Here is a 15577-nt window from a genome sequence, read left to right as displayed (position 1 = left end):
TGTGCCGTCGCCAGGGTGAGGACCTGACCGTCGAAGGAGCGGTCGGCGGCCAGGCGCGCGCCCTGCTGGACGAGTACACCGCCCTTCGGGGGCCGGGCACAGGCTCGGATCTGCACGAGTACCGCCACTCTTCGCTGACCCACCTCTGCGAGCAGGGCGCGTCCCTGTTGATGCTGATGGCGAAGTCCCGACACAAGAAGCCGGAGAACGTCCGCCGCTACTTCAAACCGTCGCCAGAGCCGATTGCCGAGCTCACGAGCCTGCTCGCGCCCGGCGGCATCAACCGCTGAGCCGCGTTCCTTGATCCTTCTCGGTGGCAACGGCGCCGGCGGAGAGGAGCGTCGCAGCGGCGAGGCTGCCCCAGAGGGCGGCCGAGCCGTGGGGTGCGAGAGCGGTGATGACCGCCGGGGAGACGGCGAGGCCGAAGCCCGTGGAGAGCTGGAAGCGGGCGAGGGCGCGTCCCAGGACATGCGCCGGGGCGAGGGCGGTGACGAGCGCCGTGACGCTGCCTGCGTAGATGATCTCGCCGAGGGTGCAGACCACGGACACCGCGGCGACGGCCGGGGCACCCCAGCCGTGTCCCAGGGAGGTGGCCGCGAGGAAGCCGAGGTAGGACGCGGTGAGCACCACGCCGGCGATTGCCAGCACGGACCGGCGGGGGAAGCGGGACATCAGGACGGTGACCGGAACCTGCAGGGTGACCACCAGCACTGTGTTGGCCACAAAGATGGCCCCCGACCACACTGGGGAGGCGTGCATCTGCGTCACCAGGACAAGAGGGAGCGCGATTTCGGGGACGTTGAGGCAGAAGGCGTAGATCACGTTGGCGGCCAGGAGCGCGCGCATCCGGGGTGCGGGCTCGTCGTCCCTGCCCTTGGCCGCGGCAGCGGCCGGATGAGCGTGCACGTGGACCGACCACGCCAAGGCCGCCGCGGCGAGGTAGGCGAGCCCGGTGACGGCTGCCAGCGCCTGCAATGCGGTGGTGCCGCCCGCCAGGCATGCGGTGGCGAGGAGTGCACCGGCGCCCAGGCCGGCGTTGCGCAGGGCGCGGCCCCCTGCGAGGGCGGCGTCGCGTTCCCGGCCGTGGGCGACCGTGGCCACGAGGGCTGCATGGGCGGCCGGCCATGCCTGGTTGCCGATGCCGAGGAAGAGCGCCGCCGCCGCGAACAGCCAGACGTGCCCCGCCGGGGCGGCCAGCAGTAGCGCCACGCCCAGCACCCGCACCAGCATCGACGCTGCCACGACCGTGCTGCGTGCGCCCCGGTCCAGCCATCGGCCGACCGCGGGCATGCACACCAGACCCACGACGGCGCCGACCGTCATGGCGATGCCGGTGGCCGGCGCGGACAGCCTCAGCACGGACACCCCGTAGAGCAGCAGAAAGGGCCGCAGCAGGCCGGTGCCGAGCGCGTCCACGGCCAGGGCGACGGCATAGCGGGGGCCTCCGGAGGCACGGACGAGGGCGCGCGGCTGGATCTTGGTGGTGGTTGCCATGGCGTCAACGGTGCGTTCGGCCGCCGAGCCGACTATGTCGGTTGACGGACACCGTCAATCGACACGGTCGTCGGCCATCCGACCAGCGATGATGAGGGGATGACGTTGAGGATCGACATCGGCGGCCTGCCGTCCGGGCGACCGCGGTTCGCTGCCTCCCCGCTGGCCGAGCTGACCGCGATGCTGCACGTGCTGGCCGAACCCGCGCATCACCCGCAGCTCGCCGGCTGGGCCGGGGACGTCTGGGCCGGGCTGCGGCCGGAGCTGGCCGAGCGGTTGCGGGAGGCGGAGTTCCTCTGGCGTTCCTCACGAGCCGACTTCCTGGTCCCCGCTCGTCCCCGGCCCACCCTCGCCGAGGAGTTGGACGACGTGGACCGGATCGACGATGAAACCTACGTGGCCGCCGCGCTCATTACCACGTGCGGCAGCAACCGGGTCCACTTCGCCGCACCGTCGCTGTTCGCCGACGCGACGGCGCGCGAGCGGGCCCTGGACCTGGCCCAGGCCCGCGGCGCGCTCCAAGAGGCCTTCGCGGAACGGCTGCTCGCGGACCCGGCCGTCGTGCGGGCGCGGGTGCGTCACACCCTCGAACAGTGCGCCGAGGCATTCTTCGACGCCGCCTGGACGGGCGTCGCCGTGCAACTCGCCACCGACCTGCGCCTGAAGAACGACCTGCTGAAGCGCCAGGGCATCGGGGCGGCACTCGCATCGGTCTCCAGCGCAGTCACCCTGGCACCGGACGGCAACTGCATCATCGTGGACAAGCTGCAGGACAATGCGACCGCCGCCCACGGCACCGGGGTCACCTTCCTCCCCAGCGTCTTCGGCCGCCCGCACCTGGTGACGGTCCACGCGCCCGGGTGGCAACCGGTGGTGCAGTACCCCGTGGCCGAGCCCAGTCCATCAGAGCCGGTATCGCTGGAAACGGTCACACTACGGCTGGAGGCACTCGCACATCCGGTACGGCTGCGGCTGCTGCGCACCCTGGCCCGCGGCCCGCACACCACCGGTGAGCTGGCCCACGCCTGGGAACTTTCACCCCCGGAGGTTTCCCGCCACCTCGCTGCCCTGCGCCGCGCGGGCCTGCTCACGGCCCGGCGGAACGGTCGTTACATCCGTTACACCCTCAATCGGACCGATCTGACGGCGCTGGGCGCCGACCTGCTGGCGGCCGTACTGCGCTGAGTAGCTTCGGTCTGCCCGGGCCGGTCGGGGAGAGGCGGGCCACGTCCTCGTCACGGACGTCGAAGCCGTTCGCGCGCAGCTGGTTCACGGCGGCGTCCATGTAGCCGGGTGTTGAACAGCACGAGCGCGTTCAGGACCAGGCCCAGGGCGCCGATCCGGTCCTCCATGCCGTCCTGGCAGCGCTGATAGAGCGCCGGAGTCCGGCGGGTCGGACGCCTCGATGTACGAGACGTCGGGACGAAAGCCGAGGTCGAGAAGTTTGTAGACAACTTCTTGTGAGGCTTGTGCGGCAGTACGCGAGGCTTGTGCGGCAGCAGTGGTTGCGTGGCCTAGGGCCTGTCGGAGAACGACATGTGGGCGAGCGGCGCGCTGGCCTGCGGGTTCAAGTCTCAAAACCCACAGGTTAATTCCCGGCAGGCCCTTACGGCTTGGTACGCGACAGGTAGAGGACTTAGGCGCTGACGAAGCAGAACTCGTTGCCTTCTGGATCGAGCATGGCCTGGAAAGCCCCCTGGTCGTCGGTGACCATTTCACCGACCCGGGTTGCGCCCAGGCCCACCGCCTCGGTGGTGGCGGACCCGATGTCATCGACCGCGATATCGAGGTGGAACCGGTTCTTTTCGGTCTTGCTCTCGGGCACCGGTTGGAAGGCGAGCCGTGCGAACCCGGGCAGCTCGATGTGCGACCAGCCGCGGGCACGGTCGACCGGTTCACCACCAAGCATCTGGGCCCAGAAACGGACCAGGGTCTTCGGTTCGCGGCAGTCCACGACGATCTGATGCAGGTGTGCACGCATGAGCGGGAGCCTATGACGGCCCCTGACCCGCCACGAGACTGCCGAGTGAGGTGATGCTCTTGGTTCGGCCGCGGGGAGGCGGTGCGGTGCTGACCCCTGCGGTCGTAGGAGAGCGTTACGGCGCAGCCGAGATGAGTCGGGAGCGGGAGCAGGGGCACGGTGGCGCCGACGGACGGGGCGCTGACGGCACTCCGCCGAGCAGCGTGGATACCGTTTGAGCGGCTGAGGGAAGGGGCCGGAGGGCCCTTTCGCGGGCTGCCGACGGGAAAGTTCGTGAAGTTCTTCACAAGGAAATTGCCCCGGTAGGTCGAAGAACTGAGTCCGGTTGACCCTTTCGGGCCCCGTAGGCTGCTTTGAACACGTTCAGAAGGTGCGGGCGGGGGTGCCCGGGCGGTCGCTCCCGAGGTCTCGCGCGAGGCCTCACGGCGCCGTCGGAGGCGAAGAGGAGCAGCTCACGCGGCATTGACAACGGGTTGTGTACGGTTCGGGTTCCCGGCCCCCGGCATGGGTTTGATCACAAAAGCCGGGAAGTGTAACACGACTGCTGCCCGAGCTTGTGAAGGGGCGCACGAGCTCACCCTCTGGGGCAGGTGGATACTCGATGGCATGAGCACCACGGAGCGTCCCAGGATCCTCGTAGTAGGCGGTGGGTACGTAGGCCTGTACGCAGCTCGGCGCATCCAGAAGAAGATGCGTTACGGCGAGGCGACCGTCACCGTCGTCGACCCGCGGTCGTACATGACCTACCAGCCCTTCCTGCCCGAAGCCGCCGCCGGCAACATCTCCCCGCGGCACGTCGTCGTCCCCCTGCGACGCGTGCTCCCCAAGGCGGAGGTCCTCACCGGCCGGGTCACCACCATCGACCAGGACCGCAAGGTCGCCACGGTCGCGCCGCTCGTCGGCGAGGCCTACGAGCTGCCCTTCGACTACCTGATCGTCGCGCTCGGCGCCGTCTCCCGCACCTTCCCGATCCCCGGCCTCGCCGAGCAGGGCATCGGCATGAAGGGCATCGAGGAGGCCATCGGCCTGCGCAACCACGTCCTCGAGCAGCTTGACAAGGCCGACTCCACCACGGACGAGGAGATCCGCCGCAAGGCGCTCACCTTCGTCTTCGTCGGTGGCGGCTTCGCGGGCGCGGAGACCATCGGCGAGGTCGAGGACATGGCCCGGGACGCTGCCAAGTACTACAGGAACGTGTCCCGCGAGGACATGCGCTTCATCCTCGTCGACGCCGCCGACAAGATCCTCCCCGAGGTGGGTCCCAAGCTCGGCCAGTACGGCAAGGAGCACCTCGAGGGCCGCGGTGTCGAGGTCTACCTCTCCACCTCCATGGACTCCTGCGTCGACGGCCACGTGGTGCTGAAGAACGGCCTCGAGGTCGACTCGAACACCATCGTGTGGACGGCGGGCGTCAAGCCGAACCCGGCGCTGGCCCGCTTCGGCCTCCCGCTGGGCCCGCGCGGCCACGTCGACGCCCAGCCGACCCTCCAGGTCACCGGCACCGACTACATCTGGGCCGCGGGCGACAACGCCCAGGTGCCGGACCTCGTGGGCCGCAAGGCCGGCAACGAGAACGCCTGGTGCCCGCCGAACGCCCAGCACGCGCTGCGCCAGGCCAAGGTCCTCGGCGACAACGTGGTCTCCGGTATGCGGGGCTTCCCGCAGAAGGAGTACAGCCACGCCAACAAGGGCGCCGTGGCGGGCCTCGGCCTGCACAAGGGCGTGGCGATGATCGTCATGGGCAAGATGAAGATCAAGCTCAAGGGCCGGCTCGCCTGGTACATGCACCGTGGCTACCACGGCATGGCGATGCCGACGTGGAACCGCAAGATCCGCGTCTTCGCCGACTGGACGCTCGCTGCGTTCCTCAAGCGCGAGGTCGTCTCGCTGGGCGCGATCCAGTCCCCGCGCGACGAGTTCTACGAGGCCGCGAAGCCGGCGCCGCTGCCCGCGGCCGCCAAGCCGGTCACGGCCGAGAAGGCCGGGAGCGAGAAGGCCGAGAAGGCCAAGGCCTCCTGACCTCAGGCCGGCATCCGGCCGCGGGCCGACCGGCTCCAGGCCGACCGGCCATGGGCCACCTGACCGCAGATCGCCCGACCCGCAGGCTCTGCCAGGCCCGCGCACGGCCGGGCGGCCTCCGGCCCAACCCGGTCCGAACGGCAGGCTTCAGGTCATCGGCCTCCATCGGTCACCTTCGGTTCCCCGAAAAGGCCGCCCGCCATCCGTGGTGCGGGCGGCCTTTTCGGCGTTTTGCCCAGTCATGACGCGCGCCGGGGACTGCCTTGCGCCCCGCAGATGTTTACGTGGTGACGACATTCCGGGATTTGGCCTCCCCCAAGCTCTCGACCTCGCTCGAGCAGGGGGCGCCCCTATCGGAGGTGTACACCATGAGAGACGCCGCTTCGCGGCTGAAGGGCCTCGTCGAACAGCTGTTGGGCGCACCGCTCCCGCTGCGCATCCGCGCCTGGGACGGATCGCAGGCCGGCCCGCCGGACGCCCCGATCCTTGTCGTCCGCAACCGCCGTGCCGTGCGCCACCTGCTGTGGAAGCCGGGCGAACTCGGCCTCGCCCGCGCCTGGGTGGCCGGCGACCTCGGCGTCGAGGGCGACCTGTACACCGTCCTCGAACGCCTCTCCGGTCTCCTCTGGGAGCGCGGCGAGGACGCCCCCACCCTCGCCCAGTCCCTGCGCGACCCCGGCGTCCGTGCGGCCGTCCGCGGCCTCGTCGCGCTGACCGGCTCGCCGCTGCCGCCCGGCCCGCCCCCGGAGGAGATCCGCAGGCCCCATCGCGGCCTCCACACCAAGCGCAGCGACAAGCGCGCCATCAGCCACCACTACGACGTCGGCAACGACTTCTACGAGATCGTCCTCGGCCCGTCCATGGTGTACTCCTGCGCCTACTGGCCCGCCCCGCCCCCGCAGGCCACCCTCGAACAGGCCCAGCACGACAAGCTCGAACTCATCTGCCGCAAGCTCACCCTGACGCCCGGTCAGCGCCTGCTGGACGTCGGCTGCGGCTGGGGCTCCATGGCGATCCATGCCGCCCGCGAGCACGGCGTGAGCGTCGTCGGCATCACGCTCTCCCAGGAGCAGGCCGCGTATGCCCGTAAGCGCGCCGCCGAGGAAGGGCTCACCGACCGCGTCGAGATCCGTGTGCAGGACTACCGTGACGTCACGGACGGCCCCTACGACGCGATCTCCTCGATCGGCATGGCCGAACACGTCGGCTCCCCGCGCTATCTGGAGTACGCCACCGCTCTGCACCGCCTCCTCAAGCCCGGCGGACGGCTGTTGAACCACCAGATCGCGCGCCGCCCGCAGCGGGACGAGACGGAGTACGGCCTGAACCCGTTCATCGACGCGTACGTCTTCCCCGACGGCGAACTCGCCCCGGTGGGCACCACCGTGTCCCTGCTGGAGCAGGCCGGCTTCGAGACGCGCGACGTCGAGTCGATCCGCGAGCACTACGCCCTCACCCTGCGCCGCTGGGTGGCGAACCTGGAGGACGGCTGGGACCGGGCCGTCGCGCTCACCGGGCCGGGCCGCGCCCGCGTCTGGCGGCTCTACATGGCCGCCTCCGCGCTCGCCTTCGAACGCAACCGCATCGGCGTCAACCAGGTCCTGGCCGTGAAGACCCCCGAATCCGGTACGTCCGGTCTCCCCCTGCGCGCCCGCACCTGGAACTGACCGCCACCCTCGCTCCCCGTCGTCGTGCCCCGCGACGACGGGCAGATGCCGTTGGTCGATTCGGCCCGGCGTTCCGGGCCTCGCGAGCCCGTACCGACGGCACGGGTACTCCGGCTGCGAACCGTGACACATTCCCGGAAAGTGTCACGGTCGGCGGGCTCATGCCCCGGGTCCGCCGGATGCTCCCACAGCATCACGGGCACGACGCGGGGCACGACGACGGGCCCTGTTCCGATGACCGACTCCGACCGACTCCAGGAGTCCGACCGAGTCCGGCCACCGGAACAGGGCCCGCGCCCCCGCTCCCGTAGTACTTTCGCCACCGGGCTACTGCCGGCTGCGACCCGCTACTCCGCCTTGATCGCCTGGAGTATGTTCAGCCGTGCCGCCCGCCGGGCCGGCCACAGGGCCGCGAGCACGCCCACGACGCCGGCCAGCAGCAGGAAGACCGCCATCCGGTCCCAGGGCAGGACCAGTTCGTACGTCGCCATCCTCGAGCCCACCAGCTGTCCGGCCGCCCAGCCGAAGAACACGCCCAGGCCGATGCCGAGCACCCCGCCGAACAGGGAGATCACCAGGGACTCCAGGCGGACCATCCGCCTGATGCCCTTGCGGTCCAGGCCGATCGCGCGGAGCATGCCGATCTCCTGGGAACGCTCGAACACCGACATGGCCAGGGTGTTGATGACCCCGAGGACGGCGACGAGCACGGCCATCGCCAGCAGCCCGTAGACCATGTTCAGCATCAGCGTGAACATGGACGCCAGTTCGTTGGAGAGATCCTTCTTGTCCTGCACCTGGATGGCGGGGTTGGTGCCGAGGGCCTCCACCAGCCGGTCCTTCGCCGCGTCGGAGGCACCGCCGGAGACCTTCACCATGACCCGCATGTCGACCGGGTCCGGCTGGTGCGGGGCGAGGGTCGCGGTGTCGAGCATGATGCCGCGGAACATCTCGTTGCCCTCGTAGACCCCGGCGACCGTCAGCTCCTGCTTCTTGCCGTCCTCGTAGGTGAGGGTGAAGTCCGCACCGGCCTTCCAGCCGTATTTCTCGGCCGTACCGTGGTCGACGACGATCCGCGTGCCGGCCACCTCGAAGGCGCCGTCGCGGACCGGGAAGTCGGTCAGCTCGCCGATCGAGGAGCCGTCGACGCCGGTCAGGAACTCCGTCCGCTCGTCGATGCGGGCGGGCGCGTTGCGCAGCGGGCTGATGGCGGTGACGTCGTCGGACTGCTTCAGCGTCCGCTCGACGTCCGGCGACAGCCAGTTGCCGTTCGCCATCGACACCACGTAGTCGGCCTCGATCGCGGAGGCGGCCATCTTGTCGATGGCGTTCTGCAGGCTGCCCGCCACCACCGTCATCCCGGTGATCAGGGTGAGCCCGATCATCAGCGCGGACGCGGTCGCGGCGGTACGGCGCGGGTTGCGCACCGAGTTCTGCCGGGCCAGCTTCCCGGACACCCCGAAGACGCGCAGCACCGGCGCCGCGGCGGCGATCAGCGGACGGGACAGCAGCGGGGTCAGGATGAACACGCCGATGATCAGCAGCACCGCGCCGAGACCCATGGGGGCCTGGCCGTCCGTGCCGCTCATCGTCGTGGCCGCGAGGACCACCGCGATGCCGGCGCCCGAGAAGAGCGTGCCCAGCGTGTTGCGCAGCACCAGCGACTTGGTGGTCGCCTTGGCGTGCACGGAGCTCATCGCCGCCACCGGCGGGATCTTCGCGGCCCGGCGGCCGGGCAGCCACGCGGCGAGCATGGTGATCAGGATGCCGACCGCGAACGCGGCGGCGACGGTGCCCGGCGTGACCACCAGCGGGCCGGCGGGCACGGTCGCGCCGAACGTCCCCATCAGGGCACGCAGCCCGGCCCCGATGCCGATACCGGCGAGCAGCCCGACCACGGCGGCGACCGCGCCCACCACGAACGCCTCGAGCAGCACCGACCGGGTGACCTGCCCGCGGGAGGCGCCGACCGCGCGCATCAGCGCCAGCTCCCGGGTGCGCTGGGCGACCAGCATGGTGAAGGTGTTGGCGATGATGAACGTACCGACGAACAGTGCGATGCCGGCGAACACCAGCAGGCCCTGCTTCAGCCCGCTCATCGACGAGGCGATCATGCTCGCCTGGTCCTCGGCGAGCTGCGTGCCGGTGGTGGTCTCCACGGCATCGGCGGGCAGCGCCTTGTCCAGTTCCGCCTTCAGAGCGGTCTCGGAGACGCCGTCCTTGGCCTTGACGGCGATCTCGTCGAACGTGCCCTCCTTGCCGAACAGCTTCTGCGCGGTCGCCGTGTCGAACAGCGCGAGGCTGCCGCCGGCCGCGACATTGCCGTCGTCGGTGGTGAAGATGCCGGCGACGACCGGCTCGAGGACGGGGCCGTCGACCGACATCCGTACGGTGTCGCCGACCCGGTAGCCGGTGCGCTTCGCGGTCTCGGCATCGATGAGGATCTCGTCGGCGCCCTTCGGCGCGTGCCCTTCGGCCAGCGGGTAACGGGGGTCGTCGGTGCCCCAGTAGTTGCCGCCCTGCGACCCGAAGCCGTCGCCGATCAGCTTGCCGTCCTGGTCGGCCATGGCGGTGAACCCGAGGACGACGCCGATGGCCTGCGCGGCGCCGGGCACCTCGGCGCTGTCCTCGACCATGGCCGAGGTCAGCTCGTGGGACTCACCGACCTTGTCTCCCTCGGCGTCCTTCCACTGGGCGGTGACGGCGACGTCTACGTGGTCGAAGCCCTTGGCGGAGCTCTTCTGGAGGGCGTCGGAGAGGGTGTTGGTGAAGACCAGGGTCCCCGACACGAAGGCCACGCCGAGCATCACGGCGAGCACGGTCATCAGGAGCCGGGCCTTGTGCGCGAACACATTGCGCAAGGCGGTACGGAACATGGGTGTCTTCTCGAGTCCAGTCGTACGAGTGGGGGTGTGGGGCGTCAGCAGGGGTGAGGCCGCGTCACCGGAAGAGGTGAGGGACTGTTGTGTGCTGACGACGGCTCGGCCGGTGACGGCTCAGCTCGTACGGCCCTTGGCGTCGAACTGCTTCATGCGGTCGAGCACCGAGTCGGCCGTCGGTCCGTGCACCTCGTCCACGATCCTGCCGTCCGCGAGGAACACCACCCGGTCCGCGTAGGCCGCGGCGACCGGGTCGTGGGTCACCATGACCACCGTCTGCCCCAGCTCGCGTACGGAGTTGCGGAGGAAGCCGAGCACTTCGGCGCCGGAACGGGAGTCGAGGTTGCCGGTGGGCTCGTCGCCGAAGATGATCTCGGGCCGGGAGGCCAGCGCCCGCGCGACGGCGACCCGCTGCTGCTGGCCGCCGGACAGCTGGGACGGCCGGTGGCTCAACCGGTCGGACAGTCCGATCATCCGGATCACGGTGTCGAGCCACTGCTTGTCCGGCTTGCGCCCCGCGATGTCCATCGGGAGGGTGATGTTCTCCAGGGCCGTCAGGGTCGGCAGCAGGTTGAACGCCTGGAAGATGAAGCCGATCTTGTCCCGGCGCAGCCTGGTGAGCTGCTTGTCCTTGAGGGAGCCCAGCTCGGTGTCACCGATGCGCACGGAACCGGCCGAGAACGTGTCGAGGCCGGCCACACAGTGCATCAGCGTGGACTTGCCGGAGCCGGAGGGGCCCATGATCGCGGTGAACTCGGCCTGCCGGAAGTCCACGGAGACCTGGTCGAGGGCGACCACCTGGGTCTCGCCCTGGCCGTAGATCTTCGACAGCTCCGTGGCGCGTGCGGCCACGGTGGTGGTCCGGTCGGCGATGGGTGCGGTGGTCACGGGATGGGCACTCCTGACGGTACGACGTTTCACGGGAACGGGACGTCATCCATCGTTCCGCCCGACGGCCGCCGTGCAGTCACCCGCAGCTCCGGTTCCGAGGGGCGACTCAGGGTGGACCCCGGTGGTCACCGTCATACCTGGGGTTGACGGCGACCCCGGACGAGGGGGAGGGGCCGGGCCCGAACAGAGAGGGTTTTCGATCCGAGCGGAGCCCTCCGAACGCCGGATGTCGCAAGAACGGGTGGGTCGCCCTTGTTCAGACGGTGAAATTCCGTCATTCCGCATACGTGGCCGACCCTCGCACGCGAGGCTGTTGGCATGTGCTGATGGCGATTCCCATGGCCTGATACACCCTCAGGCGCCAATAAAATCAGACAACATGGGCCCACCACCCCGCAGTTCGGGGGAGGGGTCCGGATAAGCTCGGGGGGCCCGACGCGGAGCCCATGGCCTGCCCGGATGGTGGAATGCAGACACGGCGAGCTTAAACCTCGCTGCCCCTGCTGGGGGCGTGCCGGTTCAAGTCCGGCTCCGGGCACCATCTTTGGCGCGGCCCTTGACTTGGCAGTTGCCTCCGCCCACAGGGCGAGGGGGCGTTCGCACCCGACGGCGCGCCGCCGACGGGCTCGCTCATGGGGCGCCGGACGCGCGCGTTGACTTGCTGGATATCTGGGCGCGGAACATCGCGAGTCGGGGTGGGCCGGGACATATGGGCAGCCGTACCGCCCGGCGCTGACAGTCAGGACGTCTGCCGAGGGCTGCTCGAAGCCAGGCGAGCGATCCGGTCTCCAGCACGGCATCAGCGAGGGCCTGGGCGGACTTGGTGAGGATGCGACCACGACTGTTGTCGATCCACCGCTGGGCGTTGGCGTAGCCCTGTGCTCTGTGCCCGGCACTCGATGCCCTGGATCACGCATTCCAGCTTGTCGGCGTCGCGGGCACAGACTGCCTCCGGGCTTTCCTTCGCCTCGTACTCGGCAACGAGGGCCTGGACGGCGTCCGCCAGGGCCTTGGGCATGCCGGCGACCTGGTCGGCGGTGATGTCGCGCGGGTCGGCTTCGCCCTGGGCGTACTTCTTGCCGAGGTGGTTGACGTCCCCGGTGCGGGTCTCCTGCGGGTCTCCTGCGGGTCTCCTGCGAGTCGTGCCAGACGGCGAGCAGCGCGGCCTGGGTAGGGTCGGCTCCTTCCCGCTTCGCGATGACGGAGGCGAGCAGGGCGGTGCGCCAGGCGCGGCCTGCGGCTCCCGCTCGCAGCAGGTCGGGGCGTACTTGGAGCAGTGACCACACCGAGTGGATGGGGAGGTCGGCGTAGCCGTGGTGCGGTGCCATGCCTTCGGCGAGGTGGGCGAGGAGCTTGTCGCCGTTCCAGGCTCGGAGGGAGCCGTCGGCGATGAAACCGTCGCTCAACTGCGGCACGGTCGTCTCGCCGATCCGGTAGGCCCAGTAGGAGAGGTTCGCGGCTTCGCCGGCGTTGTCCTGGAGCGCGCTGTCGATGAAGTGGGTCATGCGGTCGCGGTCGCCTTGGCGGGCTGCTATCGCGGCGAGCGACCGTTGGGTGAGCCAGGTGGTGAGCCAGTCGGCAGGGTGCTGCGCACGCTGCCGAAGGTCCTCGACGGACACCTGTACGTGACGATCACCCGCTGCGGGGCCCTCTCACCACCGCCCGACCCGTCCGGATCCCGCCTTTCCTCCCCGCACGCGTGTGACGATCTTCCGCACCTGCCCCGCCCTGTGAAAGGAACGCTGAATTCATGACAGTTGACCAGAGCGCCAAGGACAAGGCCCAGCGACTGCGCACGCTCGGCACCGACACGGTCCTTGTGCTGCCGAACGCCTGGGACGCGGGCAGCGCCGCCGTGATGGCCGCCGCGGGTGCCCCGGCCATCGCCACCACCAGCGGCGGTGTGGCCTGGTCCCTCGGCAGGGGCGACGGCGAGCAGGCCACCCGGGACGAGATGCTCGCCGCCGCCGCGCGTATCGCCGCCGCCGTGGACGTGCCGGTGACGGTCGACGTCGAGTCCGGCTACGGAGCGGCCCCGGCCGAGGTCGCCAAGACGGTCGCCGCGGTGGTCGCCGCCGGTGCCGTCGGCATCAACCTGGAGGACTCCAGGGCCGCGGGCGGCCCGCTGTTCACGCCCGAGGAGCAGGCCGGGCGCATCGCCGCCGCCCGCACCGCCGCCACCGAGACCGGCCTGTCCGAGCTGGTGATCAACGCCCGTACGGACGTGTACCTCTTCGGTATCGGTGAGGAGTCCGGCCGGCTGGACGACGTCCTGGCCCGCGCCGCCGCCTACGCCGAGGCGGGCGCCGACGGCATCTTCGTCCCCGGCCTGCTCGACCTGGCCGTCCTCACCGACCTGGCCGACCGTTCCCCGCTCCCGGTCAACGCCATGGCGGGCCCCGGCGGCCCCGGCGTCGCCGAACTGGCCAGGGCGGGTGTCCGCAGGGTGAGCGTCGGCACGGGCGTGGCCCAGGCCGCGTACACGGCGGCCCGCCGCGCCACGCTCGAACTGCTGGAGTCGGGCACCTACGACTCGCTGGACGACTCGCTGGACTTCTTCCAGATGAACGGGCTGTTCAGCGGCTGAGAACGGCGGTGGAAAGCCTGCAGGGGGGCCGGTCACCGGCCCCCTGCCCCCGCACGCGGCGAACGCTCAGCGGGTCGCGGTCCAGCGGGCGACCACCCGGTCCAGCACATCCAGGGGAAGCGAGCCGTTGCCGAGCACCAGGTCGTGGAAGGCGCGGATGTCGACCCGGACGGCGCATCCTGGCTTTCCCCCGGCCTGCTGCCGCCCGAGGACAGCGCCACGCTGGTCGCCGAGACGCTGGGCGCCGGCCGGGTCGCCGCCGAGCCGGACGCGGTCGCCGAACTCACCGAACGATGCGGCCATCTCCCGCCGGTACTGCGGATCGCCACGGCCCGTCAGCGCCTCCCGCGGCCCCGCCACCGCCCACAGGCCGAACCCGGCGGCCACGGCCGACCGCACGAGCCCCTCCCCGGACATCGCCAGGCTCAGCACCCTCGATCGGAGGTGAGCAGGGCGGGGACGGGGGTGGGGCGGGGACGGCTGGGCTGATCTCCGGCTGGTTCCGGGCAGGTTCCAGATCGGTCATGGTTGGGTCCCCTGCGCTGAGGGGAATCGGATGACCGCGTAGCGTGTTGTGCAGCACAACGAGGGAAAGATCCTTCCCAAGCATTGGGGTCATTCCTTTGCCTACCTATTACTCTTGAGCCCAAGGCCGCGCTGTGTGGCCATGGAGGAGTGAAATGAGGAGCAGAAACCCGGTCTTCTCGCGACGGGGGTTCAGCCGCGACAACGGCTACGCGGGCTTCAACACCGCGCCGCAGGCCGGGGGTCCCGCTGTCGCCACGCAGGGCAACCCGTACGCGCAGCCCACCGGCAACCCGTACGCGCAGAACCCCTACGCACAGAACCCGTACGGCCAGCAGGACGTGCAGCACGGCGCGCCGCCGCAGGCGCCCGCCACCGCCGGCCGGATGACCATCGACGACGTCGTCATGCGCACGGGCACCACGCTCGGCGTGCTCGTCGTCTTCGCCGCGCTCGCCTGGGCGCTGCTGCCCGTGGACGACGCCAACTTCGGCCGGTCCATCGGCATCGGCATCGGCGCCGCGCTGGTCGCCATGGTCCTGGGCCTCGTGCAGTCCTTCAAGCGCAAGGCCATGCCCGCGCTGATCCTGGCGTACGCCGCGTTCGAGGGTGTCTTCCTCGGCGTCATCTCCAGCGTCGTCGACAACCGCATCGCCGACGGTGCGGCCATGCAGGCCGTACTCGGCACCATGGCGGTCTTCGTCGGTGTGCTGGTGGCGTACAAGGCGGGCTGGATCCGCGTCAACCGCCGTTTCTACGGCTTCGTGATGGCGGCCGCGCTCGGCTTCATCCTGCTGATGGCCGTGAACATGATGTTCGCGGTGTTCGGCGGCGGTGACGGCCTCGGCTTCCGCAGCGGTCCGCTCGGCATTCTCTTCGGTGTCATCGGCATCATCCTCGGTGCCTGCTTCCTCGCCCTGGACTTCAAGCAGGTCGAGGACGGCCTCGCCTACGGTGCCCCGCGCGAGGAGGCCTGGCTCGCCGCCTTCGGTCTCACGCTGACGCTGGTCTGGATCTACCTGGAGTTCCTGAGGCTCATCGCGATCTTCAGCAGCAGCGACTAGCGACCGGTCGGCGCGTCGGTGATCGAAGCGTCCGATCCACGCGGACACACGCAAGGGCCCCGGGTTCACCCGGGGCCCTTCGCCGTGGTGCGGGCAGGGTGGGTGGTGTGGTGGACGGGGGTGAGTGGTGGGTCGTCGTGGGCGGGGCGTGGGCTCAGCGCAGGTTGCGCGCGGCCCTTCTCAGGTCGTACTCGTGGATGATCGCCTTGGCATGGCCGTACGCCAGGTCGTACTCGTGGCGGAGCCAGCTGACCTTCTCCTCGAAGCGGAAGAGGGAGGGGCCTTCTTCTTCGACGGTGCGCAGCCAGTCGGAGATCTCACGACCGGTGCAGTGCGGGATGCGGGCGAGCATGTTGCGATGGGTCTCCTCGGAGAGGACTTGGGACATCGGCGCCTCCAGCGCAGGGGTGTGAGCCGGTCCTTCAGGTCACCGTGCCCGACCGTTCGTCCGTTGGCAACAGCCCTGTCGT

11 protein-coding genes, 1 tRNA gene and 3 pseudogenes are annotated in these 15577 nt (G+C 70.2%); 7 read left to right on the top strand and 8 right to left on the bottom strand.

Annotation, left to right across the window (positions count from 1 at the left end; genetic code table 11):
- Positions 1–47: 47 nt before the first annotated feature.
- Positions 48–290, top strand: a pseudogene (locus ACFPZI_RS02990) (site-specific integrase); the annotation flags it as partial.
- Here the strand turns inward: ACFPZI_RS02990 and ACFPZI_RS02985 are convergent.
- Complete coding sequence (locus ACFPZI_RS02985) at positions 280–1494, bottom strand: MFS transporter (protein ID WP_381357776.1); 1215 nt, start codon at positions 1492–1494, stop codon at positions 280–282. The pseudogene ACFPZI_RS02990 and the gene ACFPZI_RS02985 overlap by 11 nt on opposite strands.
- 99 nt (positions 1495–1593) lie before the next feature.
- On the opposite strand from ACFPZI_RS02985, the gene ACFPZI_RS02980 reads away from it, so the two are divergent.
- Positions 1594–2679 carry a DUF5937 family protein gene (locus ACFPZI_RS02980; RefSeq protein WP_381357774.1) on the top strand — a complete coding sequence of 362 codons (1086 nt, stop codon included), beginning with the start codon at positions 1594–1596 and terminating at the stop codon, positions 2677–2679.
- 25 nt (positions 2680–2704) lie between these two features.
- On the opposite strand, the pseudogene ACFPZI_RS02975 reads toward ACFPZI_RS02980, so the two are convergent.
- Positions 2705–2882, bottom strand: a pseudogene (locus tag ACFPZI_RS02975) (Tn3 family transposase); the annotation flags it as partial.
- A 248-nt stretch (positions 2883–3130) separates the two neighbouring features.
- On the bottom strand, positions 3131–3475 hold the full coding sequence (locus ACFPZI_RS02970; RefSeq protein ID WP_381357773.1) for a VOC family protein: 345 nt from the start codon (positions 3473–3475) through the stop codon (positions 3131–3133).
- Between the two features lie 606 nt (positions 3476–4081).
- Here ACFPZI_RS02970 and ACFPZI_RS02965 point away from each other — a divergent pair.
- Together ACFPZI_RS02965 and ACFPZI_RS02960 are read left to right on the top strand one after the other, a co-directional pair.
- Positions 4082–5494 (top strand): NAD(P)/FAD-dependent oxidoreductase, encoded by a 1413-nt coding sequence (locus tag ACFPZI_RS02965; RefSeq protein ID WP_381357771.1) that lies wholly within the window; start codon positions 4082–4084, stop codon positions 5492–5494.
- A gap of 368 nt (positions 5495–5862) precedes the next feature.
- On the top strand, positions 5863–7161 hold the full coding sequence (locus tag ACFPZI_RS02960) for a class I SAM-dependent methyltransferase (protein ID WP_381357768.1): 1299 nt from the start codon (positions 5863–5865) through the stop codon (positions 7159–7161).
- 347 nt (positions 7162–7508) lie between these two features.
- Here the strand turns inward: ACFPZI_RS02960 and ACFPZI_RS02955 are convergent, their stop codons facing one another.
- The gene (locus ACFPZI_RS02955; RefSeq protein ID WP_381357766.1) at positions 7509–10037 is read right to left on the bottom strand and encodes an ABC transporter permease; all 2529 of its coding nucleotides are present in this window, start codon (positions 10035–10037) and stop codon (positions 7509–7511) included.
- Positions 10038–10157: 120 nt separating this feature from the next.
- The gene (locus ACFPZI_RS02950) at positions 10158–10928 is read right to left on the bottom strand and encodes an ABC transporter ATP-binding protein (RefSeq protein WP_381357764.1); all 771 of its coding nucleotides are present in this window, start codon (positions 10926–10928) and stop codon (positions 10158–10160) included.
- Positions 10929–11384: 456 nt separating this feature from the next.
- Here ACFPZI_RS02950 and ACFPZI_RS02945 point away from each other — a divergent pair.
- Positions 11385–11472 (top strand) — tRNA-Leu (locus tag ACFPZI_RS02945).
- Positions 11473–11681: 209 nt separating this feature from the next.
- Here the strand turns inward: ACFPZI_RS02945 and ACFPZI_RS02940 are convergent.
- Positions 11682–12169, bottom strand: a pseudogene (locus ACFPZI_RS02940) (HD domain-containing protein); the annotation flags it as partial.
- 512 nt (positions 12170–12681) lie between these two features.
- On the opposite strand from ACFPZI_RS02940, the gene ACFPZI_RS02935 reads away from it, so the two are divergent.
- The gene (locus ACFPZI_RS02935) at positions 12682–13518 is read left to right on the top strand and encodes an isocitrate lyase/phosphoenolpyruvate mutase family protein (RefSeq protein WP_381357761.1); all 837 of its coding nucleotides are present in this window, start codon (positions 12682–12684) and stop codon (positions 13516–13518) included.
- A 66-nt stretch (positions 13519–13584) separates the two neighbouring features.
- On the opposite strand, the gene ACFPZI_RS02930 is transcribed toward ACFPZI_RS02935, so the two are convergent.
- On the bottom strand, positions 13585–13917 hold the full coding sequence (locus ACFPZI_RS02930) for a hypothetical protein (RefSeq protein WP_381357759.1): 333 nt from the start codon (positions 13915–13917) through the stop codon (positions 13585–13587).
- A 281-nt stretch (positions 13918–14198) separates the two neighbouring features.
- Here ACFPZI_RS02930 and ACFPZI_RS02925 point away from each other — a divergent pair, with 281 nt between their 5' ends.
- Positions 14199–15107 carry a Bax inhibitor-1/YccA family protein gene (locus ACFPZI_RS02925; RefSeq protein WP_381357756.1) on the top strand — a complete coding sequence of 303 codons (909 nt, stop codon included), beginning with the start codon at positions 14199–14201 and terminating at the stop codon, positions 15105–15107.
- Between the two features lie 154 nt (positions 15108–15261).
- Here ACFPZI_RS02925 and ACFPZI_RS02920 read toward each other — a convergent pair whose 3' ends face one another.
- Positions 15262–15495 (bottom strand): DUF4287 domain-containing protein, encoded by a 234-nt coding sequence (locus ACFPZI_RS02920; RefSeq protein WP_381357753.1) that lies wholly within the window; start codon positions 15493–15495, stop codon positions 15262–15264.
- Positions 15496–15577 lie beyond the last annotated feature (82 nt).

Origin of the sequence: Streptomyces chlorus (assembly GCF_042655885.1) — a bacterium.
In the GTDB taxonomy this organism is placed as follows: domain Bacteria; phylum Actinomycetota; class Actinomycetes; order Streptomycetales; family Streptomycetaceae; genus Streptomyces; species Streptomyces chlorus.
This window is presented reverse-complemented; position numbering and strand designations above follow the sequence as displayed.

Excerpts from the sequence above, each read along its gene's own strand:
- ACFPZI_RS02985 (WP_381357776.1), bottom strand. The coding sequence starts at position 1,494 with ATGGCAACCACCACCAAGATCCAGCCGCGCGCCCTCGTCCGTGCCTCC.
- ACFPZI_RS02980 (WP_381357774.1), top strand. The coding sequence starts at position 1,594 with ATGACGTTGAGGATCGACATCGGCGGCCTGCCGTCCGGGCGACCGCGG.
- ACFPZI_RS02970 (WP_381357773.1), bottom strand. The coding sequence starts at position 3,475 with ATGCGTGCACACCTGCATCAGATCGTCGTGGACTGCCGCGAACCGAAG.
- ACFPZI_RS02965 (WP_381357771.1), top strand. The coding sequence starts at position 4,082 with ATGAGCACCACGGAGCGTCCCAGGATCCTCGTAGTAGGCGGTGGGTAC.
- ACFPZI_RS02960 (WP_381357768.1), top strand. The coding sequence starts at position 5,863 with ATGAGAGACGCCGCTTCGCGGCTGAAGGGCCTCGTCGAACAGCTGTTG.
- ACFPZI_RS02955 (WP_381357766.1), bottom strand. The coding sequence starts at position 10,037 with ATGTTCCGTACCGCCTTGCGCAATGTGTTCGCGCACAAGGCCCGGCTC.
- ACFPZI_RS02935 (WP_381357761.1), top strand. The coding sequence starts at position 12,682 with ATGACAGTTGACCAGAGCGCCAAGGACAAGGCCCAGCGACTGCGCACG.
- ACFPZI_RS02925 (WP_381357756.1), top strand. The coding sequence starts at position 14,199 with ATGAGGAGCAGAAACCCGGTCTTCTCGCGACGGGGGTTCAGCCGCGAC.
- ACFPZI_RS02920 (WP_381357753.1), bottom strand. The coding sequence starts at position 15,495 with ATGTCCCAAGTCCTCTCCGAGGAGACCCATCGCAACATGCTCGCCCGC.